A 21,992-nucleotide genomic window follows, 5' to 3' on the forward strand; every position below is an offset into this window, starting at 1 on the left:
TGATATCAAGCCAACATCCATGTGACCGCCAGATCAGGCATGCACACCACCCTCGGGTGGTTTTTTATTATCTGGAGAAAAGTTATGGCCGCACTCGCTATCGAATATCAGCGGATGACGACAATCTTGTTGTATGGGCAACTTCGCCAATTCGGGCGCTCTTTCCGGCTTTCCGTCAGATCGCCCGCCGAGGCAATTAAAGCGCTTTGTGTGCAGATTCCTGGGTTTGAGCGATTCATCTCAAATGCAAAGTCGAGAGGTATTGAGTTTGCTGTATTTCGCGGGAGCAAGAACCTCAAAGAAAAAGAGCTTAGCTACGGCGGAGCTGGAGATATTCGTATTGCCCCGGTCATCTGCGGGAGCAAGCGTGGCGGTGTACTTCAAACAATCGTGGGCGTTGTTTTGCTTGCGGTAGGGGCGGTATTGACTTATGCCTCTGGCGGCACAGCCACACCTTTTACTTCTGGAATGATGATGATGGGGGCCTCCCTTGCACTTGGCGGCGTAATCCAAATGCTCAGTCCCCAGGCCGGCGGCCTCAAGACCAGCGCCGCGCCAGAGAACACGCCGGGCTATGCTTTCGGTAGCGCCAAGAACACCACGGCGTCCGGAAACCCGGTCCCTCTGTGCGCAGGACGACGTCCTTGGGGTGGGGCAATCATTAGTGCAGCGATTTACGCCGAAGACCAAATGTAGCCCGCACGTGAAGTACCGCAGCCGCCATTGAGGCGGTTTTTTATTGCCTGGAGGAAAGCATGGGCGCAGTACGCAAAATTGATATCCGCGGCGCCAAGGGTGGTGAAGCAAAGCCTAAAACCCCAACTGAGGCCCCGGACAGTCTGCGCTCAGTAGCCATTGCAAAGATGCTGATTGCTGTAGGCGAGGGCGAGTTTGAAGGCACGCCTACGGATCGCGACATCCGCCTCGACGGTACCCCGTTGCAGGACCCCCAAGGCAACACGAACTTCCCGAACGTGAAGTGGGAGTGGCGTACCGGAGCGGTGGACCAGGCCTATATCCGGGGCATTCCGTCGATCGAGAACGAAACGACGATCAGCACCGAGTTACGTAGCGGTACGCCTTGGGTTCGAGCGATCAGCAACATCCAGCTTTCTGCCGTGCGGGTACGTTTCGCCTGGCCGGCGCTCCAGTCCGTGGATGCGAGTGGCAATATCAATGGCTACCGGATCGAATACAAGGTCGAAGTGGCCACCGATGGCGGCGCCTACCAGCAGGTGCTGAGCGAGGCCGTCGACGGCAAGACCACGACTGTGTACGAGCGAACTCGCCGAATCGACCTGCCTAAGGCAGCCAGCGGTTGGCTCATGCGCATCACCCGACTGACGATCAATCAGAACAACAACAAAATCTCCGACACAATGCAGATTGCCGGCTTCACGGAGGTGATCGACGCGAAGATCCGCTACCCGAATACCGCGCTACTTTACATCGAGTTCTCCGCTGAGCAGTTCCGCAGCATTCCCGCCGTGACTGTTGTGTGTGATGGCCGAAAATGGCAGGTTCCAAGCAACTACGACTCGCGCTCTCGCAGCTATACAGGCGTGTGGGATGGCACCTTCAAAGAGGCTTGGACGGACAACCCCGTCTGGCACACCTACGGCATCACCACGAACGACCGCTTCGGCCTGGGCCGCCGCATCAAGCCGTGGATGGTCGACAAGTGGGAGTTGTACCGCATCTCGCAGTATTGCGACCAGCAGGTGCCGGATGGGAAGGGTGGCATGGAGCCGCGCTTTATCTGCAACCTCAACCTTCAGAGCAAGGCTGACGCGTGGTCGCTGCTGCGTGATATCTCAGCGATCTATCGGGGCATGACTTACTGGGCTCAGGGCCAGGTCTTCACCCTGTCGGATATGCCGCGCGCTACGGACTTTGACTTCGCCTACACCCGCGCGAACGTTATTGATGGCAAGTTCACATATTCCAGCGCGTCGGAGCGTACCCGCTATAGCCGGGCCCTGGTCAGCTACGACAACCGTGAGAATAACCACGATACCGACGTCACTTCTGTCACTGACCAGAAGCTGCAGCGTCGCTACGGCGATAACCCGCTTGAAATCAGCGCTATTGCATGTGACCGCGAGTCGGAGGCCCAGCGCCGCGGTAAATGGGCGCTGCTCACCAACTCCAAGGACCGGGCCGTTACCTTTAAAGTGGGCCTCGACGGGCGCATTCCGCTGCCTGGCTACGTGATCCCGATCGCCGACGAACTGCTGGCCGGTCGGCCGGTGGGCGGGCGCATCTCGGCGGTGAACGGCAAGGTCATCAAACTGGACCGTGATACTCAGGCCAAACCCGGGGACCGATTGATCCTCAACCTGCCTGACGGCAAGTGCGAGGGGCGCACCGTGCAGTTGGTCAGCGGCCGGCAGGTCACCGTTACCGTTGCCTACTCCGTTGCGCCCGAGCCCGAACTGGTGTGGGCGCTGGATGCCGACGACCTCGCCATCCCGCTGTACAGGGTGGTGAGTGTGGCCCGGCCGGAGCCCGGCGTCTTTGAAATCTCGGCCGTGCAGTACGACCCAAGTAAATTCGCGCACATCGACACCGGTGCCCGCCTGGAAGAACGCCCAATCAGCGTTGTGCCGATCACTGTGGTTCCGGCGCCGGCGAGCGTCAGCATCTCCTCGAATGACTCCGTGGACCAGGGTATCTCTATCAGCACCATGAACCTCTCTTGGCCCGCCGTAGCTGGCGCGGTCGCATATGACGTGGAATGGCGCAAGGACAACGGCAACTGGATCAAGCTGCAGCGCACTGGCTCGACGAGCGTGGACGTTACGGGCATCTACTCGGGCGCCTATCTGGCCCGGGTGCGTTCAGTGAGCGCATTTGAGATTTCTTCGATTTGGAAGAACTCAAACCTGACCAACCTGGAAGGTAAGGTAGGCTTGCCGCCGGCGGTGGCGTTCCTGACCACCACCAGCCTGGTCTACGGCATCGGCATCCAGTGGGGCTTTCCACCAGGTGCTGAGGACACCCAGCGCACGGAGGTCTGGTATAGCGAGTCGCCCGATCTGGAGACCGCCAAGAAGCTGAGCGACTTCAGCTACCCGCAGGCCACGCACGAAATGCACAGCCTGCTGGCGGGTGCGAGCCTGTTCTTCTGGGCGCGCCTGGTGGACCGTACCGGCAACGTCGGGCCGTTCTTCCCGATCCCTGGCGCGGTCAATGGCCAGGCCAGCTCGGACCAGACCGAGTACGACAAGTACTTTGCTGGCAAGATCGGCAAGGGCGCGCTGTATCCAAGCCTACGAGAGGAGATCGCTCTGATTTCGGGGGACGGCGACGGATCGGTCAACGAACGGCTGAAAGAGGCCAAGGCAGAGCTGGAGGGGCTGCTGGGGCAGATCACCGGGGCAGAGCCATACAACCCGACGAAGCCATACGGCGCCGGCGCATTCACGCAAAAGGATGGGCACCTGTACCAGGCGACTGGCCCGGTACCGGCCGGCGAAGCGCCGCCAAACCCGCTGTACTGGAAGGACATCGGCACGATCCTGCAAACCACCAACGCGCTGGCCCAGCAGGTTCAACTGGTCACCAGCATGATCGAAGAGATCGAGGGCCAGGCGGTGGCCACGGCTACATCGGTAGAGGCGCTGCGCTCGGCCGCCCGTGGTGGTGATGGCGCGGGTGACCTGGCGGACGCTGTGAAAGGGTGGCAATCGACCGCTGACCTCGGGATTGAGAAGCGCACCCGGGCCACGGAAAGCGATGCAATGGCGCGGCAACTCACCACGATGGAGGCGCGGGTGGGGGCAAACCAGTCCGGGCTGACCGTGCTGGAGCAGGTGGTGGCCAATAACAAGCAGACGGCAGCCACCCAACTGACTCAGCTCAAAAGCGACCTGGAGTTGACCGAAGGGAAGGTCGCTGGGAATGCGCAGGCAATCACCGGCCTCGACACCAAGGTCACCAACCTCGACGGGAAGGTCACGTCTCAAGCGTCCAGCAATGAGGCGCTGCGGGCTTCGGTGCGCGGCGATGATGGTGCCGGCGATCTTGCCGGCGCTATCAAGGCCTGGGAGGCGACGGCCAGTTTTGAGGTTGAGAAGAAGGTCCAGGCTACTGCGACTGAGGCGCTGGCCAAGAGGACAGAAACCCTGCAGTCGAGCATCGGCCAGACCAGTGCATCAGTGCAGGCCGTCAGCGAGACCGTGGTCCAGCTCGACGGTAAGGTGTCTGCCCAGACCACCATGAAGGCTCAAACCATTGTGGGTGGTCGGAAGGTTGTGACCGGGTTGGCGTTTGGTTCGGATGGTGAACAGTCGGAGTTCCTGATCTTCGCGCAGCGCTTTGCAGTCGTGAACGAGATCGACGGAACAGTTATCCCGATGTTTGTGGTCCAGAACAATCAGGTTGTGTTCAACACCGCGATCATCAGCAAGGCGCTTATCCAGGAGATCATCCTAGGGATGAACATCCGGTCTCCAGCGGTTGACTCGCAAGGGCGGCCTCTACTTGAGATCAACGTTCCGGCAGGGAAACTCGTCTTCCGTAGTGAGCATGAAGATGGATCTATCTTGCTCAACAGCGATGGCCTTGCAGTGTATGACGGCAACTACAAGCGCAGAACAATGAACGGCAGGCTCACACCGCCAAGCTAATTACTTTTGGAGGTATTACCGTGGAGTATGGCTTCTGGGTTTTTGATGAAAACGAAGTTCAAACTCTGGGGATTGAAGATTTCACCCTGCAAAAGTTAGCGGTGATGATAGTTCCTGCCGCGACTGGTGGGGGGAGGGGGTCTAACTACGAGTACATCCTTATGGATGTGCCAGGTTATGACCCTGCCACCTGCTTTGTCACGATCACCCCCAAAGTTTACGCGCCGTATGATCAGCCTGGTTACCCTGATACTTGGGGTGGCTTACCGACTTACACAAACTTGGGTGGGACAAGAATTGCGATTTACACACAAATCAATTACCGCGAGCCGGACGGTGGTGGTGGCGGGAAAAACCGCGAGATGTGGACGCGCAATGTTGTGGAGAGCGTCGTAGAAGTGGTCAAGGTAAATTGATATGGATGACTACGGTTTTGTCGCTGTAAACGATCACGGATCTGTCAGCATCAGCAGCGTGTACAAAGTTCTGGTGTTCTCCGAGCGAGGGCAGTTCAAAATCCAGTCTCGCTACACTGACAAGGAAGGCAAAGGGCAGTTTACCTTTGCCAAACCTATTCGCACCGTGGAACCGCCCCAAATATTTTTGAGGACGATATCGGCATCACACGCCAGCCTTGGGCTGTATACCTCCATTGAAGGATCTTCCGGCAACTGGACCGGCTTTCATGTCACATCAGCAGTTCGGGGCGGAAGCGTGTTGCAAGACTATTTAATGGAGTTTGTGTCTTGCAAATATTCCGACCAAAGCAGCTCATCTGAATACGGACTTGAAGTGCGCGATGCGCAAAACCGGATCATGTTTGTGTCCAGTGATAGGGTTGTTCGTTATGGGAAGTTTTCAAAGAGTTGGACGGTAGGCAGAGGACGTTTCGTAGATATCTACTACAGCGATGTAACGGTAGATACTGACGACTTTATAAGCGTGTCGAGCCTTGATCGAGGAATAATGTGGTTTGCAAACGACTCAAAATATGCGGGCATCACAATTTTAGAGGGTGGGGTTCCGGTGTTGCAGATCTTTAATCAGAGGCACTACTTAGAACGATTTTATTGGCAGGGCTCAGATGGTTTTTGTCTAAGTATTCCCGTCTGCAAGTTTCCAATAGAACGTTACTACAACTAATTTCAAGTGCTGATATGGGCACTCAACTGGAGAAACCTATGGCTTCTTGGTTTTCAGAAGGGACTGTGAGCGTGCAGAACGGGAGCCCGACAGTAACGGGCGTCGGCACCAAGTTCTCGAACTGCCGTGCCGGGGATATGTTCGTTGGCCCTGACCAGGGCATCTATCAAGTGATCAACCCTGCAAGCGATGCCTCGTTGTCGATCTCCCCGGCATACCGTGGGCCGGCCGTTGGCGGCGCCGGGTACGGGATTGTGCCCGTTAACGGATACCCCAAAGCCCTGGCCGACGCAGTGAACCAATTTGTTCAGCAGTGGGGCGCAACGCTCGCGGGCCTGGGTAGCGTATCGACGGAGAACGTCGTGCCGGTGTCCAAGGGGGGTACGGGTGGCAGAAGCCAGGTTGAGGCTCGCGCGGGCCTAGGGCTGGGCACTGCTGCAACGGCGTCCTTGACCGTGGGTAATAGCGACACCACGGGTGGCCGGGTGTTGAAAGTCGGAGATTTTGGCGTTGGCGCAGATTGCGTAATCGTCTCTGATTGGAACGATGCTTATAACAATCTTGGTAGCGCGTTCATCGCGGGCAACGCTGTCTCTCCTGGCGGCACAGGAGAATCGGTCAACGCAACTGGTATCAACCTCAGGCGGGGCGGTTTGGTGGGAGCCCAACTGATGATTTACAACGGCGATAACCGTCTCTTCTTTCGATCTGCATTCGGTGCTTTCGCCCCTTGGGTGCAGGTGTATCACACCGGGAACACCACTCGTATGGCCGACAACACGCTGAGGGCGATCTGATCATGGCAAGAGCAGCAATTAACATCACCGGCACGGGTGAAAAGTTCGATTTCGTCTCGCTGGGCGGGACCGAGGTGACCTGTTATCGCAAGGACGTGGGCGTCTACTGCGTCACCGGCACCCAGGGTATGGTCCCATTCCCGCCGCTCGATCAGGGCTGGGGCTACGGGCTTCACCCCTCGGATAGCCCCGCCGAGGTGAACATCTCGTTTGAGGACGACCTACTCACGGTCACCGTGACCAAAGATGGCGAGCCGTACGATCTGAAGGTCATGATCACGCTGCACATCCTGGTGCCGGATCTTCCCCCACAGGAAGAGTTGCCGTCGCCGGCGCTTGATCCTGTGGTGGCTGCACAAACCCAGATCGCGCACCTGCGAGCCGAGGCGGATTACGCAATCGCGCCACTTCAGGACGCCGTCGATATCGACGAAGGGACCGAAGCAGAGCTGGCTACCCTCAAGGCCTGGAAGAAATATCGCGTGGCCCTGAACCGCGTGCCCGAACAGGAAGGTTACCCGCTCGCCATTGATTGGCCCGCCGCGCCGTAACGCCGCGCCGTCGTCGACCACACCCGCCATCGAGCGGGTTTATTTTTGCCAGGAGAGAGCTATGCCAATCACCGAGCAGCAGTTGCTGCGGATTCTCCCGAACGCCGGCCGCCAAGCCGGCGTTTTTGTTCCTGTGCTGAACACGGCCATGAGCAAACACGGAATTGTCACGATTGCTCGCATTGCGGCGTTCATCGCCCAGGTCGGACATGAGTCGTGCCAGTTGCGCGATGTGCGGGAGATCTGGGGCCCCACGGCGCAGCAAGTCGGATATGAAGGCCGTGCTGACCTGGGCAACACCGTTAAAGGGGATGGATCAAAGTATCGGGGCCGGGGGCTGATCCAGATCACAGGCCGGGCCAATTACGCGGCGTGCGGTGAGGCCTTGGGCCTGGACCTGATCAATCAGCCCGAGCTTTTGGAGCAGCCGCAGCACGCCGCAATGTCGGCGGCGTGGTTCTGGTCGACGAAAGGCCTGAACACCCTGGCAGATAAGGGGGAGTTCGTGAAGATCACCCGCCGGGTCAATGGCGGGGTCAATGGCCTTGAGGATCGCCAGCCGCTGTACGCCCAGGCGCAGAAGGTGCTCGCATGACGCCCGGGCAGATCCTAGCCGCAATCCTGCTGGCGATGGCGATCAGCGCCGGCGGCACTTGGCAGGTACAGGACTGGCGCATGGGCAAGAGGTTGGCCGAGCAGGCCGGCCTGCACCAGGGCGAACTGACCAGGATCAGCGCTGTGGCCATCAAGCAAGTGCGCGACGAGCAGGACAGGCGCCTGGCCCTGGAGAGGACGCTGGCCACCTCCGATCAACAACACACCCGAGAACTTTCCGATGCTCAACGCAACCAGGCTCTGCTGCGTGGCCGCCTTGCTACTGCTGATGTGCGGCTGTCAGTCCTTCTCGACGCCACGGATTCAGCCAGTGGCTGCAACGTGCCTGCCGCCCCCGGCGCCATCGGCGTGGTTCATGCAGCCCGTCGAGCCCAACTTGACCCAGCGCATGCTCAACGAATTATCGCCATCACCGATGCCGGCGACCGAGGATTGATTGCGCTGCGGGCGTGTCAGGCCTACGCAAAAGAAGTCTCTACAGCGAAGTAAAAGGAGCGGCCGGGCAGCATGCGTCAACGCCTGACCCGGTCACCTTCCGTTGAAGCCCCAACGATGTCAACGGATGCAGTGATACTTTATCGCGTCGTGGAGACGCCACCTGGAAGAACTCGTGAGCCAGTTCAAAGAGGCGCCCTGTTCGTATAGGGTCTCTGAGCGTTAGAAAATGTGCCGCTCTGAAACCCTCACCGACATCCAGCTCACCGCTCTGTATTTGGGAAAAGTAGGTCTGCCCGAACAATCGACGCGGGAGAAGAGTGATGATATCCTCGCGCGGCTATTCGTATATGTAAATTAATAATTTTACTGTAAATAATACCGTTTTAAACAGGGATGTGGTGATGTCTTATAAGTGACTTGGCCAGCTTTAATAAAAAATAGTCTGCATTGCGGGTGGCTTTTCTTTTTTGGAGTGGGTGTTTTAATGGGTTTTTTAAGATTGTTTTTAGCGCTATCTGTAATTGCAGGGCATGCTGGTGGCTCTGTTTTTGGATTTGCTGGGGTTAATCCATTATATGCAGTTAGTGCGTTTTTTATAATTTCAGGATTTTACATGGCTATGGTCCTGAACGAGAAGTACAAAGAGATAAGTCCAATTGTTTTCTATAAGAGTAGGTTGTTTAGATTGTTCCCTACTTATTATATTGGGCTTGTTTTGGCTCTTGTTGTTTCGTTTGCTGCAATAGCAGACCGTTTCGGAGGGCTGTCTTTAGGAGCTAAATTTTATTTTGTTTTTCAGAATCTCTTTATATTTGGTCAGGACTTGTCTTATGTTTTTTGTATGAAGACTGCAGCTGGCATCTGCGGTGATTCAGTTGCAATGACAATAAATCCGCCTGCTTGGTCGCTGGCCTTGGAGTTGGGTTTTTATTTGGTTGCGCCGTTTATCTTGAAGTCTGAAACGAAAACGTATTTGTTTTTTATGGTCGGATGCGTCTACTTGTTGTTACTTAACGGTGTGTCGTTTCCTGTAAAAGAGTTTTCGTTGTTTGATGCAGGTTTTGTAGATTTAAGTACTGCTGGGCAAGTGATTTTTAATTACTATTTTTACCCGTCTTCATTTATGTTTTTTGGTGGTGGGGCCTTAGCTTATCATATGAGTAAGCGACTGCAGGAACCAAATTACCTAGTGGCTGTTGGAACAATCTTTGCCATATCCTTCGCCGTAACCATTATGCCGTTTGCTCACCTGTTGTTTTTTGCCATGTCTATTCCTGTGCTTTTTAAATACACTAAGAATAATAAGGTGGATAGGCTCGTTGGCGAGTTGTCTTATCCTGTTTATATTTTGCACTTCCCTATATTGCTGCTTTTCAAAGAATACGCAGCAACCCATTCTCAGTATTTTGGTTTTATAGGTATGGGGTCGTGGGTGGCGGTGGTGTCTTGCGCTCTTGGGCTGGTGGTGTATTTTCTTGTCGATAAGAAAGTTGACAGCTATAGACACTCTGGACGTTTTCTATCAAAGGGTTCTAATGAATCGGCTGGCAAGTCGTTAGCTGTCCCGCGAGCGTTGGTTGCAGTATATTTTTTACTCCCGGTAATTGTTCTCGGTAATGTATATGCCGATCAAGCGGCTTTGAAAAAGGAACCTTCTTCGACGGCGGTAAATCTAACCGATGTTAATTGGGTTAATGGTTTTTCAAGGTCTGTTGCTGGTTTTTTTGTTGAAAATAAAAGAGCTAATCTTGAGGCGTATAAGGTTGGTGCGTTAGTGAGATTTTCAAATGGTGAGGTAAGAAAGGTTTCGGCAGTGCTTAAGGCTGGACCGTACTTGCATGTTTATTTGGAGGGCGAAGCAATGGATGGAGAATCGCTAGGCTATCCTGAGAAAATTCAAATAGTGGATTGATGTTCGACCGGAAGAATGGTCCGTGGGCCACTTTCTCTACGCGGGCGTTTATCGGCGCAGCACGGTCCTTGGCCCAGTGCGGCCGACAATCTCACCGCACTAGGTCTGCGTGCAGCGTTTCATCCTGCTGGTGGAGCAGGGCGACCTGGGTGGTTGGTGCCACGTTGTACCGCTCAAGGGGTGCCTCACCCACTGAGTTTGCCAGGGCGTCGGGCATGCTCAGTACCGCAACGAAGTCATGAATTCCGCTGTACTGTGAAAGTCTTCCGCACATCGGCAAGCCCTCGGTAGAAACTTCAGCTTAGATCACTCGGCAGAATCTTCATGGGGGTGCTTCCCCAGGCCCCGTTTGTAGCCCGCGCAAGCGCCCATTCAAGTGAATTGAGCTTGCTTGTGACAAAACCCAGGTCTGTATTGCAGCTAGAAAGAGCGCTATCTGACGCCTTGAGCTCTGCCCGAAGCTTGTCGCGCTCGGTAGATAACTCAGCGTGCATTCGCACCAAGCCGTAGATGTCCTCTCTGGCTTTGCGAAGCTGCAGTTGCAGTTCCTGAATCTCATTCTCTAGGAGCAGCGCGTGTTGTTTGTGCATTTCTAGAGGCGTAGGGCATCCAAGCCACTCGCAGGTGTCTTCATCGATGTTCATGGTTGGGGAATTCGAAAGCTGTACATTCATACAGTAATCGAGATTTGTGCGGACTGAGGTTGCGAGGCGACGAACTGCAGGTGTTCCCGACGATCAGTCAGGGAGCGTTGAGAACGGCCAAGGTTAGCTTGATGAACTCTTCGTTGCGGTCGATGGTGTCCAGCGCGCCGCGAACGTTGTCGGCTACTTCGGTGCCGCCTTGCTGGTCAACCCAGCTCGTCAGTTCCATGATGGCCGCTTCAAGGGCGAGTTGGTTCTCATTGATTTTGGACAGCAGGGAAGGGAGCAGGTCAGAGTTCGGCATCGGTGTTCCTCCTTGGAGTGAACAGCGTAGCAGTTGGGTTGCTTGGTGGTGGATTGTGAGCGGTCGGCAGGACGCCGGGGAAGGGATAATTGCGGAACAGCTTGTAGAATTGCGGAACAGAAAAGATAAGGGCCTGTATGAAGTTCATCATGCAAGCCCTTGATATCTATGGTGCCCGAACCCGGAATCGAACCGGGACGCCCTTACGAGCGGGGGATTTTAAGTCCCATGCGTCTACCAGTTTCGCCATTCGGGCGGCAGCGCGATGAAGCTGCTCAAGGGGGCGTTGTCGAACAAAGCGCTTGAGCGGTGCAGCAGGCTAGGGAATATATAGATCCAGGCACCTTGGCGCAAGTTTGCATGCGCTCTTTTTCTGTTGGAATGCGTGCGCCAGCTTTGAAAAAAAGCCCGCCATATCAGTGATCTACATTTTCCTGGGGGGCATTCGACTCGGCGGCGCATCACCACGGTGGACACTCTACCGGCCTTGTAGCCGCCGTTTAACGCATAGCATCGTGCGATCACCTATGTTTAGAACATTCGATTCGGGAAGTGGCCTGGGCGTCATTCCGATGAGAACCAAAACGGAACTTGAATCTGCCGAGGCCGTTCAGGTATTTACCCCCGTAACCGAAGAATAATCTCATCGTAACCCACCGCCCGCGACAACCGTTGCAGCGCCTCCAGGCGGCGTGCGTAGGCCGGCGCATCACCGTAGGTCAGTTCTACATGCAGGCTGTCGATCATCACCAGGTAAGCCTCTGCCAACACTTGCATGGCCTGTTCGTCTACGTCCGGATAGGCCTTAAGCAGCGCCTGTTGGAAATGGCCGCGGATCGTCGCCATGTAGTCATTGAACCCGGACATGACCACGTCCCTCAGCGGCGTCGGCGGGTAGAACGCGGCCCGTAACAAGAACCGCAGGGATTGATTGGCGCTGTGGCGGCGTTGCAGGTTGTTGATATAGACCTCGCCGGGGGCCTTGATCGATCGTGAGTTCCTCGCAAATTGGCTTTGCACGTAATCGAGCTCGGCCCGTAGGGCGAGTTCGAGTGCGACCACGTAGAGCGCGTCCTTGCTCGCAAAGTGCGCGTATAGCGAAGCCTTCTTGATGCCTGCGCGAACGGCGATGTCATTCAGTGAGGCGGCGTCGTAACCATGCTCGGCAAATTGCTCCAGCGCCAGTTGCGCGATGCGTTCGGCGGCCGAGGTCAGGATGGTGGATGTCATGGTGCTGCTCCTTGATCAATGCCCGGTCAGGTCATAGGTTTGCCCTGCACCCCGGGGGAGGCTGATGGTGGTCAGCAGGCAAGTCAGCAACGCGCTGGCCAGCAGCAACGCGGCCCAAGCTACTGGTCCATAGGTCAGCGCCAAGGCCGAGAGCGGCGTCGCACTGGCGGAGATCGACAGTTGAAATGCCCCCAACAGTGCGGCGGTGGAGCCCAGCGCGCGTTTTTGCGAGGACATTACCAGCGACATCAGCGTGGACTCAGCGATACCCAGGCCAAACAGGGCAACGGCCATGCCCGCCACTATACCGGGCAGGCCCAGGAGGGTAACGCTGGAAACCAGGGCGATTGCCGAGCCACCCGCCATGCACGACACGCCAATCAAGGAAAGACGGCTCAAGCCAAGGCGGCTGACCAGTTTCCCGGCGCTCATGGCCCCGATCAGGATGGCCACGCCCGTGACGCCGAACAGCATGCCAAACGCTTGCGGGCTCAGGCCATAGGTTTGCTGATACACCAGGGTTGCACCGCCGATGTAGGCAAACAGAAAGAAGAACACCGCGGCCACGGCGAGGGTCGGGCGTAGGAAGTGCGGGTCCCTGGCGATGGTCAGGTAAGTCCGGCACGCCGCGCCCAGGCGCAGCGGTTCCCGTTGGCTGGGGGCCAGGGTTTCCGGCAGCGACAGCCAACTGTTGCCGAGCACGGCTAGGCCAAAACCGGCGAGGACCAGCATCACCGCGCGCCATCCGTAATGGGTGTCGATAATCCCACCCAGTGCCGGGGCGAAGATGGGCGCAACCCCTTCGATGGTCATCAGCAACGCAAAGAGCTTGGTTGCGGCCACGCCTTCGCTGACATCCCGGACCATGCTCATGATCACCACCAGCGTCAGGGCGCTGCCAAGCCCCTGGACGAAGCGCAGAGCGATCAATGTCTCAAGGGTCGGTGCCCACGCCGCGCCTAATGAGCACAGGGTAAACAACAGCAGGCCGGCCAGCAGGGGGCGGCGTCGGCCATAGGCATCGACGATGGGCCCGAAGATCAACTGGCCTGCACCCATGGCCAGGAGGAAGAACGTCAAGGTCAACTGCACGCTGGCGAAGCTGCTCTGATACTCGCGGGCAATCTGCGGGAGGCTCGATAAGTACATATCGACAGCCGACGGGCCGAGGGCGCCGATCAGTCCCAGACCAATAGCCAGCCTCAGGGGAACCCTGTGGGTGGGTTGGGCATTCATAAAAACTCCACAATAATGACTGCCTACCGGTCGGTAGGTTTGGAGAATGATAACCACCGCTCTCTGAACCGTCAACGCGGGGTTGCCAAGCCAGCTCCCGCCGTTGAGCTGCGGCGTTATGGTCGTTTGGCGTCAGCGACCAAACCAGGAAATTTTCGTTTTCCATTTAAGACTTTTCCTAAATACGCCGGTAGGAAGCGAGACGAGAATGGCCGTACTTTCATGTCATCTGTGATTTGTCATGTCCTTTCTACCAATTCGTGTTCTGGTCGTTGAAGAGCACCCCTTCAAGCAGCTCGTTGCCACTCAGGTCTTCAAGGACTCGGGGTGTGAGTGGGTGATGGGCGTGGCCGACGTGGCCGCGGCCCTGGAGCTGCTCGACCGCACAGGGCCGGTGGATATCGTGCTGTGCACCCTTAAGGAGGAAGGACTGCAAGGGCTGACGACCCTCGAAGCACTCAGCCGCACCCGGTGGGTCAGGTCCATGATCATTTGCAGTAGCCATGCCCAGGATCTGCATGACGCCATCGAACGGATGCTCGGCCTGCTGGGGGTGAGTTTCCTGGGATATGTCGATGCTCCGGTGCGAGCGGCGGCGATTGCGGCGCTGTTGACCCGATACCTGGAAACCACGGTCGCTAACGGGCATCCCGTCTCTCGGCAGGCGCGCCATACCCGCGCGAGCAAAGCACGTTTGGAGCACGCCATTGCACGGGATGAGCTCAAGTCTTTCTTCCAGCCCAAGTTCAATCTGATGACCGGTAAAAGCGACAGTCTTGAAGTGCTGGCGCGCTGGGAACACCCTCAGTTTGGCGTGTTACCCCCGGCTGATTTCCTCGCCCAGGCAGGGCGTTTCGGTTTGATGGATGAACTGTTTTTCAGCCTGCTGGAACAGGCGTTGGCGTTCCTGCAGACGGCTCAGGAGCAGGGGCATGTGCTCTCTCTGGCGTTTAATCTGGAGGCCGGGCAACTGGCTTGTAAGTCCTTGCTCCCGCGTCTGTGCGCAGCGCTGGAGCGCTACGCCATCCCGCCTTCGCGCCTGACCTTCGAGATCACTGAAAGCGGATTACTGGAGGTCTCGCCCGGGGTGCTGCAAACCTTGATTCGCTTGCGGATGATGGGCGCCGGCCTTTCCATTGATGATTTTGGTATCGGCTATTCGTCGTTGGAGCGTCTGTGCCAACTGCCTTTTACCGAAATCAAACTCGATGCCCGTTTCGCCCGCGACCTTGAAACCAGCAGCCGTAACCGTGCAGTGATCAGCAGCACCCTGGCATTGGCTCAAGCGCTGGATATGGCGGTGGTGGTCGAGGGCGTCGAGCACGAAAGCCAGCGCCAGGGCTTGCTCAAGCTCGGTTGCGAGCTGGGCCAGGGCTACCTCTGCGCGCGGCCCATGAGTGCCACGCGTGCGCTGGCCTGGCTGGGCATGAAGTCGGTGTCGTGCGGTACGCTCTGATTGCTCGTCACTGGGCCCGCTCCGGGCGTGGCTAGACTGTAGCGGTCAATGGCCTTTTTGGGAGTATCCAGATGACCCACAAAAACACCATCTGCCTCTGGTTCGACGGCGCCGCCCTGGACGCTGCCAGGTTCTATGCCGCGACATTCCCAGACAGCAGCGTAGAGGCCGTACATACAGCCCCGGGTGACTATCCGGCGGGTAAGCAGGGCGATGTCCTGACCGTGGAATTCACCGTCATGGGGATCCCGTGCCTGGGCCTCAATGGCGGGCCGGGTATCCAGCACAACCAGGCATTTTCATTCCAGGTCGCCACTGACGACCAAGCCGAGACGGATCGCCTGTGGCAGGCGATTGTCGGCAATGGTGGCGAGGAGGTTGCGTGCGGTTGGTGCCGGGACAAGTGGGGGCTTTCCTGGCAAATCACCCCGCGGGTGCTCACAGCGGCGATCACCGACCCCGATCCGGCCGCAGCCAAGCGTGCGTTTGAGGCGATGATGGGCATGGTGAAAATCGACATCGCGGCCATCGAGGCGGCGCTCAAGGGGTAACGAAACCCTGGTATAACCTTTGCCCTCAACACGAGCAATGGCAACAGACTGCACATGAGACTGACGACCCAGAGGCTGGTTGAGTTGGCGATGACCAACCCCATCAATGCTGAAATGACCGCGCGCCTGCCAGCCCTTGGCCTGGATCAATGCCTGCTGACGGCCGGTTGCCTGTTCCAGGCGGTGTGGAATCATCAGGCCGGTTTGAGCGCCGATTGGGGCGTGAAGGATTACGACGTGTTCTACTTCGATCCCGATCTGTCCTGGGAAGCCGAGAATGCGGTGATTGAGCGCGCCGCCGAACTTTTCCGCGACCTGCATGCGAACATTGAAGTGAAGAACCAGGCGCGTGTGCACCTCTGGTACCCGCAGCGGTTCGGCATGCCTTATCCCCAGTTGCACTCGGCCATGGATGGGGTGGATCGCTATTTGGTGGCGGGCACCTGCATCGCCTTGGCCGTAGACACGGGCGAAATTTATGCGCCTTTCGGTTTGGCCGACATCGAACAGGGAATACTTCGGCTCAACCCCATCACCCCGCAGCCGGATCTGTTTCAGCAGAAGGCCAGAAGCTATCAGGCCCGCTGGCCGTGGCTCAGGATTGAAAACCCGCAGTAGCTGTGGACGCCGGGCGACGCGGCGTCGCAGCTCACAGTCATATCGCCATTGCCAGCAAGCCGGCTCCTACAGAGGCGCGATGGCTTTAACATGGGTGTTTACGCGGTATCTACAGCGGATTTCGCTGTTCTGGATACTGGCAGGGTGCCACAATGCCATTTTGTCGCGGCACTACTGATCAGGCGAATCAAATGAATGGCCTTGGGCGTGAGCAGGACCAGGATTTTTTCATCGAAGCGCAGGTGCGGACTGATTGCCTGCATCAGTTGTTTCGCCAATCCTTTTCTGCGGTTTTCGGCAGCTATCTGGCCGCCGGCATGTTGTGCTGGTTGTGTTGGGACCGCCTTGATCGCGACCTGATGATCGGCTGGCTGATCTTGCTGTCCGGCTCGTCGCTCCTGCGCTTTTTGATGTTTTTCCAGTATTTTCGCAGCCCCAGAAGTGAGCGCACGCCGCGCCGCTGGGAGCTCCATTATTGGCTTACGCTGGTGCTTTCTGCGGGGATCTGGGGCGCTGGCGCCCTTGCCATAATGCCCACCGATGACCGCTTGACCCAGGCGCTGGTCATCCTCTTTACCGTGGGGATGTCCGTCAGCGCGGTGTCGTGTTACTCGGCCTACCGCTACATGACCATGGTGTCCATGGCCCTGGTGCTGTTGCCGTGCACCCTGTGGTTGCTGTTTCAACCTTCCAAGATGCAAATGGGCATGGCTATCGCAGTGCTGGTGTTCTCATCCTTTGTCGTAGGCGCCTCGCGGAAATTGTCCGAGGCCCTGGAGAAGGCCTTTCGCCTGACCCGCGAAATAGAGCGGGCCCACAGTATTTCCACGCGCGCTGCCGAGACCGACGAACTCACCGGGCTGATGAACCGCCGGGCGTTTTTCGAAAAGGCCCAGGTGCTGTATGACCAATGCAAACGCACTCACCAGCCCCTGTGTGCGCTGATGCTGGACATGGATCACTTCAAGGCCATCAACGACACCTACGGCCACCAGACGGGTGACCGGGTGTTGCAGCAGATTGGCCAGGTGATCAGCGCCTCCTTTCGCCAGACGGATATCTACGGCCGCCTGGGGGGCGAGGAGTTTGCGGTATTGTTGCCCGACACCACGCTTGAGGTAGCACGGGACATCGGCGAACAACTGATCCGCGCCATTGCCGGTTTGACCATTGACCCGGTGCAGGTGTTGAGTGCGAGCCTGGGGGTGGCCTCGACGCTTGCCGTGGGCGACGACTTGCAGCACTTGATGAACACTGCCGACAAAGCCCTGTACCGCGCCAAGGCCTTGGGGCGCAACCAGGTGGTGGTCGCGTCCTAGGCTTCAGTCCTTGCCATAGCCTTGGCCAGCACCCGTGAGACCTGGTCGGCGGAGTAGGGTTTGGCGAGAAATTCAAAGCCGTCATAACCGGACTTGGCCAGTTCCTCGCTGTAGCCGGAGGTGAGGACCACCGGCAGATCGGGCCGGCGCCGGCGCAACTCCCGGGCCAGCGCCACGCCGCCGATGCCGGGCATCACCACGTCGGAGAACACCCCATCGAATGCCCGGGCATCCGGGCCGATCATTTCCAGGGCTTCTTCGGCATGGGTGGCCCACACCGTCTGGTAGCCCAGGTCCTGCAAAATCTGGTTGGCGAAGCGGCCCACTTCGAGGTTGTCCTCCACGATCAAGATGCGCCGTCGCCCGGCGTCCGGGGCCAGTTCAAGCGGCGTCTCGACCACGTTGTCGAGGATCGTCTCCGGCTCCACTTGCGGCAGGTACAGGGTAAACACGGTGCCCTGGCCGAGCACACTGGCGACATCGACATTGCCTCCCGACTGCTTGGCGAACCCGAATACCTGCGACAGCCCAAGCCCGGTGCCTTTGCCGACTTCCTTGGTGGTGAAGAACGGTTCGAAGATGCGTTCAAAGGTACTCGAGGCAATCCCGCTGCCGGTGTCCGCCAGGGAGATCGCGACGAAGGGTTTGCCGGAGCCGCCATGCCCGCGAATGCATGGCAACGGCTGGTCCCGGTCCAGGCGTAACACCAACGTACCCTGGCCATTCATTGCATCCCGCGCATTGAGGGCGATGTTGATCAGCGCGGTTTCAAACTGGCTGGAATCCGCGCAGATGTAACAGGCCTGTTCAGGCAATTGGACGCGGACGTGGATCCGCGCACCTGTGAGCGTCTCCAGCATGTCGCCGATGTTTTGCACGCGCTGGCCCACATTGAACACTTGTGGGTTCAGCGGCTGGCGCCGGGCGAAGGCGAGCAATTGACTGGTCAGCTTGCTGGCGCGTTCTACGGTATCGGTCACCGCACTCATGTATCGCTCGCGGCGCTCTTCGGGCAGGTTGGGCATGCGCAGGAAGTCCACCGACGAGCGGATGATTGTCAGCAGGTTGTTGAAGTCGTGGGCAACGCCGCCGGTCAACTGGCCAATGGCTTCGAGCTTCTGCGACTGGCGCAACGCCGCTTCAGTCTGGTTGAGCAGGGTGGTGCGCTCCATGACCCGTTGCTCCAGGGTCGCATTCAAATCGGCCAGCGCCGACAGGCCCTCACGCACAATGGCATCGGCCCGCACCCGTTCGATATGGGCCCAGGAGCGCTCCGTGACCTCACCCAGCAGCGCCAGGTCGTAGGAAGACCAGCGCCGCGGGACGCGGTCGTGAATGGCCATCAGCGCGGTCAGGCGCCCGGACTTGATCAGCGGCATGCAAATCGTTGCCGTCACGCCAATGGCCTGGAAGGTCGCGGCCTCCTCGGGCGTCAGTTCCGTCAGGTTGTCATTGATGATCAATGGCTCGCCGGCCTGCAGGCGCTCGACCGCCAATTGGCCGAAGTCCGTCAGGCGATAATGCCCGACGATGCTGGGCGAGCCTTCTGCGGCCCAGTTGCCGCGGATGGTAAAACCGTCTTCGTCGGCCTCCATGTCGGCATAGGCACAGTTGGACAGGTTCAGGTGGGTCGCCAGCACCCGCGTGGTGGCCGCCATGATCGCCGCCGGATCGGTGGCGTTGGCCACACCGAGGCTGATGGCATCCAGCACGGCCAGGCGGCGCGTCATAAACACCGTATTGGTGGTCTCGGTCACGGTGTCGAGCATCCCCACCACCTTGCCTGTGGAGTCGCGGATCGGGCTATAGCAGAACGTGAAATAAGCCTGTTCCGGCGCCGCGCCACGCTCGACGATCAGTGGGAAGTCTTCGATAAACGTTGCCTGGCCGTCGAATGCAGCATCGGCGATCGGGCGGATCTGGCTCCAGGCTTCCTGCCAGATCGTGCTGAAGGGTTGACCCAGGGCCTCTGGTTTGTTGCCCAGCACCGGAATGAACGCGTCGTTATACAGCGTGATCAATTCGGGCCCCCACACCACCGCCTGGGGGAAACGGGAAGCAAGGCTCAGGGACACCGTGGTCTTGAGCACGTCCGGCCATTGCTCCATTGGCCCCAGGGGCGAGTTGGCCCAGTCATGGCGGCGAACCCGTTCGGCCATCTCACCGCCGCCTTGCAGCCAGTCTGTCATCGACTCAATACCTTGTTCGTTTCGACGCTATTGCGTGCCCAACAATGCCGTCCAGTAAATCCCCGCATCGCTTTTCGGATCCAGCCCATAGGCGGCGCCCAATTCGCGAAATTGTGGGTTCATCAGGTTGGCGCAATGCCCGGGGCTGGCGAGCCAGCCGTCAACCACCTTGCGCGGCGTGTCCAGGCCGGCCGCGATGTTCTCGCCGACCTGTTGCGCCACATAACCGGCCAGTTCCGCGCGGTCGCCCGGGGTCCGACCGTCGCGGTCCAGGTGGTCGAAGAAGTTGTGGTTGGCCATATTGCGTGCATGACTGTCGGCGGCGCTGGCCAACTGGGCGTTCCAGACCAGTGGCGTGGTGGCCGCGAAGGCCTGCTCACCACACTGGCGCGGTTGTTTGCGGGCGGCGTTGACCATCTCCAGCAACTGCGGGCCGGCGTCCTGGGAGCTGGCCAAGCCACGGCTCAACAGTGGGCGGGCGAGGACAATGCGCCAGTCCTGGCCATTGTTGCTGACGCCGATATCGACGAATTGCGGGTCGAGCACCACCCGGCAGAAGCTCTCGCGTACCGCTTTCATCGCCGATTGCGAGTCGCGAGGCCCGGACAGGCTGATCGCCTGCACGTTGACCATCGGGTAGGCCACCTGGGCCAGGGCCTGCTGCAAATCGCCGACATTATTGACCGGCAACACCAGGCGTGGGTCGACCGCCAGCGGCGGCAACTCCTGGGAGCCCTGGTCGCCACAGCGCTGCACCTGGCTGCGGTACTGGTTGATCGAGTCGATCAATTGACTCTCTTCGCTCGCCGACGCGGTGGCACAAAACACCAGACTGGCGGCCAGCGTGGTAACACCCATCATCAATGACAGAACGCGCATGGACGTTTCCCTTGAGCATGAAAGTGCCCATGATGCGCGATCAAGGGGCGCAGATGCACCCCTTGGGCAATATTTTGCCCTTAGTTCTTGAATGCCGAGTGCTTGCGACCCTGGTCACACAGGGCAAACACCACCACCAGCACCGACGCGATGGCCAGAATGATCACCACGCCGTCTGTCGAGTGAGTGGTCGAGGCAGCCACCATCGACAAGGCCCCCAAAGGCGCCAGGCCACCGGCGATAGCCGTGCCGATTTCACGGCCGGTACCGAAACCCGAAGAACGGGTCTGGGTCGGAAACTGACGGCTGAGGAACGAGCCCTGTGGCGCGAACATCATCGGCGCGAGGATCCCGGTGCCGATCCCGATGGCCAGGTAGATCATCAGGCTTTCGCCGGTGTTCAACAGCGCCAGGAACGGGTAGGCGAACAGCAGCGACAGCACGCCGCCCAGCACCAGCACCGACTTGCTGCTCCACTTGTCACACAGCCAACCGAAGCATGGCACGGCGACAATCGCCACCAGGCTGGCGATGGTCACCGACAGCGAAGTGACGTGCACATCAACGCCCTTGAACTGCGTCAGATAGGCCAGGGAGAAGGTCTTGAAGATGTAGCTCAGGGCGTTGTAGCCAATGGCCACGAAGAACACCACCGCCAGGCCCTTGAGATCATTCTTGAACAGGGCCTTGAGCGGCGAGACCTTGGCCTTGGCCGGCTCCTGGCTCAGCTCTTTGAACTCGGGGGTTTCCGGGATGCTGTTACGCACCCACAGGCCCACACCCACCAGGGCGATACTGCAGATAAACGGGATGCGCCAGCCGCCAGCCAACAGGAACTCATTGCCATTGATGGTCAGCAGGTACACGGTCAGCGACGACAGCAGCAGGCCCAGGTTCAAGCCCAGCGCCGGCCAGGCCCCCTGGCTGCCGCGCTTGCCTTCTGAAGCATGCTCGTAGGAAGTGACCGCCGCGCCCGACAGCTCGGCACCGGCACCCAGGCCCTGGATGATGCGGATAAACACCAGAATGATCGGCGCCCAGATGCCAATCGAGGCATAGCTGGGGATCAGGCCGATCAGGGTGGTGCACACGCCCATCATGCAGAAGGTCAACACCAGCACATGTTTGCGGCCGAACTTGTCGCCCAGGTAGCCGAACAGGATGCCGCCGAAGGGGCGGGCGATAAAGCCGATGGCAAAGGTGGAGAACGCCATCAAGGTCGCGGTTTTCGGGTCGCTGTTATCAAAGAAGATCTTCGAAAAGACAATCGCCGCCATGGTTGCGTAGAGGTAGAAGTCATACCACTCCAGCATCGAACCGAAGATGGTGGCAGCAGCCACCTTGCGCAGGCGCTTCTTGGTTTGTACCGGGGTTTCCACCGTGGCCGGGTTGTGGGCTTTTGCCGTCATGCTGTACTTCCTTCTCAGTCATTATATTTATTAGGGTGTTGCGAACGCGATCAAATGTGGGAGCTGTCTA

Annotated in this window: 20 protein-coding genes, 1 tRNA gene and 1 pseudogene; 13 read left to right on the top strand and 9 right to left on the bottom strand. The window is 58.4% G+C overall.

Going from position 1 to position 21,992, the window contains the following annotated elements; translation table 11 throughout:
• The first annotated feature begins 84 nt into the window (after positions 1-84).
• The 9 genes from HBR94_RS15585 to HBR94_RS15625 all read left to right on the top strand — a co-directional run bounded on the left by HBR94_RS15585 (position 85) and on the right by HBR94_RS15625 (position 10,087).
• Positions 85-696 (top strand): tail assembly protein, encoded by a 612-nt coding sequence (locus HBR94_RS15585; protein WP_170045170.1) that lies wholly within the window; start codon positions 85-87, stop codon positions 694-696.
• Between the two features lie 59 nt (positions 697-755).
• Positions 756-4,631: a DUF1983 domain-containing protein gene (locus tag HBR94_RS15590; RefSeq protein ID WP_170045146.1), complete on the top strand. Its 3,876-nt coding sequence runs from the start codon at positions 756-758 to the stop codon at positions 4,629-4,631.
• Positions 4,632-4,651: 20 nt separating this feature from the next.
• The gene (locus tag HBR94_RS15595) at positions 4,652-5,047 is read left to right on the top strand and encodes a hypothetical protein (protein WP_128593550.1); all 396 of its coding nucleotides are present in this window, start codon (positions 4,652-4,654) and stop codon (positions 5,045-5,047) included.
• Position 5,048: 1 nt separating this feature from the next.
• A complete protein-coding gene (locus HBR94_RS15600; protein ID WP_170045147.1) occupies positions 5,049-5,774 on the top strand; it encodes a hypothetical protein in 726 nt (241 codons plus the stop codon).
• 38 nt (positions 5,775-5,812) lie between these two features.
• On the top strand, positions 5,813-6,571 hold the full coding sequence (locus HBR94_RS15605; protein WP_170045148.1) for a hypothetical protein: 759 nt from the start codon (positions 5,813-5,815) through the stop codon (positions 6,569-6,571).
• A gap of 2 nt (positions 6,572-6,573) precedes the next feature.
• Positions 6,574-7,122: a tail fiber assembly protein gene (locus tag HBR94_RS15610; RefSeq protein ID WP_170045149.1), complete on the top strand. Its 549-nt coding sequence runs from the start codon at positions 6,574-6,576 to the stop codon at positions 7,120-7,122.
• Between the two features lie 61 nt (positions 7,123-7,183).
• Positions 7,184-7,717, top strand: coding sequence for a glycoside hydrolase family 19 protein (locus tag HBR94_RS15615; protein ID WP_170045150.1), 534 nt, complete (start codon positions 7,184-7,186; stop codon positions 7,715-7,717).
• Positions 7,714-8,226: a lysis system i-spanin subunit Rz gene (locus HBR94_RS15620; RefSeq protein WP_170045151.1), complete on the top strand. Its 513-nt coding sequence runs from the start codon at positions 7,714-7,716 to the stop codon at positions 8,224-8,226. Before HBR94_RS15615 ends, HBR94_RS15620 begins: the two co-directional genes overlap by 4 nt.
• 361 nt (positions 8,227-8,587) lie before the next feature.
• A complete protein-coding gene (locus HBR94_RS15625; RefSeq protein ID WP_170045152.1) occupies positions 8,588-10,087 on the top strand; it encodes an acyltransferase in 1,500 nt (499 codons plus the stop codon).
• A gap of 4 nt (positions 10,088-10,091) precedes the next feature.
• Here HBR94_RS15625 and HBR94_RS28715 read toward each other — a convergent pair.
• The 6 genes and pseudogenes from HBR94_RS28715 to HBR94_RS15650 form a co-directional block, all read right to left on the bottom strand.
• A pseudogene (locus HBR94_RS28715) lies at positions 10,092-10,361 on the bottom strand (SOS response-associated peptidase family protein); the annotation flags it as partial.
• Positions 10,362-10,383: 22 nt separating this feature from the next.
• Positions 10,384-10,731, bottom strand: a complete 348-nt coding sequence (locus tag HBR94_RS15630; protein ID WP_092239207.1) for a hypothetical protein — start codon at positions 10,729-10,731, stop codon at positions 10,384-10,386.
• A gap of 97 nt (positions 10,732-10,828) precedes the next feature.
• Positions 10,829-11,035, bottom strand: coding sequence for a hypothetical protein (locus HBR94_RS15635; RefSeq protein ID WP_128593564.1), 207 nt, complete (start codon positions 11,033-11,035; stop codon positions 10,829-10,831).
• A gap of 169 nt (positions 11,036-11,204) precedes the next feature.
• Positions 11,205-11,291, bottom strand: a tRNA-Leu gene (locus tag HBR94_RS15640).
• Positions 11,292-11,653: 362 nt separating this feature from the next.
• Positions 11,654-12,265, bottom strand: a complete 612-nt coding sequence (locus tag HBR94_RS15645) for a TetR/AcrR family transcriptional regulator (RefSeq protein WP_115128061.1) — start codon at positions 12,263-12,265, stop codon at positions 11,654-11,656.
• A gap of 15 nt (positions 12,266-12,280) precedes the next feature.
• The gene (locus HBR94_RS15650) at positions 12,281-13,501 is read right to left on the bottom strand and encodes a multidrug effflux MFS transporter (RefSeq protein ID WP_170045153.1); all 1,221 of its coding nucleotides are present in this window, start codon (positions 13,499-13,501) and stop codon (positions 12,281-12,283) included.
• Positions 13,502-13,742: 241 nt separating this feature from the next.
• On the opposite strand from HBR94_RS15650, the gene HBR94_RS15655 reads away from it, so the two are divergent.
• From HBR94_RS15655 to HBR94_RS15670, 4 genes are all read left to right on the top strand, one after another.
• The gene (locus tag HBR94_RS15655; protein WP_115128063.1) at positions 13,743-14,957 is read left to right on the top strand and encodes an EAL domain-containing response regulator; all 1,215 of its coding nucleotides are present in this window, start codon (positions 13,743-13,745) and stop codon (positions 14,955-14,957) included.
• A 71-nt stretch (positions 14,958-15,028) separates the two neighbouring features.
• Positions 15,029-15,508, top strand: a complete 480-nt coding sequence (locus HBR94_RS15660) for a VOC family protein (RefSeq protein ID WP_169961157.1) — start codon at positions 15,029-15,031, stop codon at positions 15,506-15,508.
• A 54-nt stretch (positions 15,509-15,562) separates the two neighbouring features.
• Positions 15,563-16,126, top strand: a complete 564-nt coding sequence (locus HBR94_RS15665) for a nucleotidyltransferase family protein (protein WP_115128065.1) — start codon at positions 15,563-15,565, stop codon at positions 16,124-16,126.
• A gap of 191 nt (positions 16,127-16,317) precedes the next feature.
• Positions 16,318-17,445 carry a GGDEF domain-containing protein gene (locus HBR94_RS15670; RefSeq protein WP_170045154.1) on the top strand — a complete coding sequence of 376 codons (1,128 nt, stop codon included), beginning with the start codon at positions 16,318-16,320 and terminating at the stop codon, positions 17,443-17,445.
• Here HBR94_RS15670 and HBR94_RS15675 read toward each other — a convergent pair.
• The 3 genes from HBR94_RS15675 to HBR94_RS15685 form a co-directional block, all read right to left on the bottom strand.
• The gene (locus HBR94_RS15675) at positions 17,442-19,634 is read right to left on the bottom strand and encodes a response regulator (protein WP_170045155.1); all 2,193 of its coding nucleotides are present in this window, start codon (positions 19,632-19,634) and stop codon (positions 17,442-17,444) included. The two genes, HBR94_RS15670 and HBR94_RS15675, sit on opposite strands and share 4 nt — an antisense overlap.
• A gap of 27 nt (positions 19,635-19,661) precedes the next feature.
• Positions 19,662-20,513: a CAP domain-containing protein gene (locus HBR94_RS15680; protein ID WP_120732807.1), complete on the bottom strand. Its 852-nt coding sequence runs from the start codon at positions 20,511-20,513 to the stop codon at positions 19,662-19,664.
• 80 nt (positions 20,514-20,593) lie between these two features.
• Positions 20,594-21,922 (bottom strand): MFS transporter, encoded by a 1,329-nt coding sequence (locus HBR94_RS15685; protein WP_169961161.1) that lies wholly within the window; start codon positions 21,920-21,922, stop codon positions 20,594-20,596.
• Positions 21,923-21,992: the final 70 nt, after the last annotated feature.

Source organism: Pseudomonas sp. WS 5412, assembly GCF_012985615.1.
GTDB classification, from domain to species: domain Bacteria; phylum Pseudomonadota; class Gammaproteobacteria; order Pseudomonadales; family Pseudomonadaceae; genus Aquipseudomonas; species Aquipseudomonas shahriarae.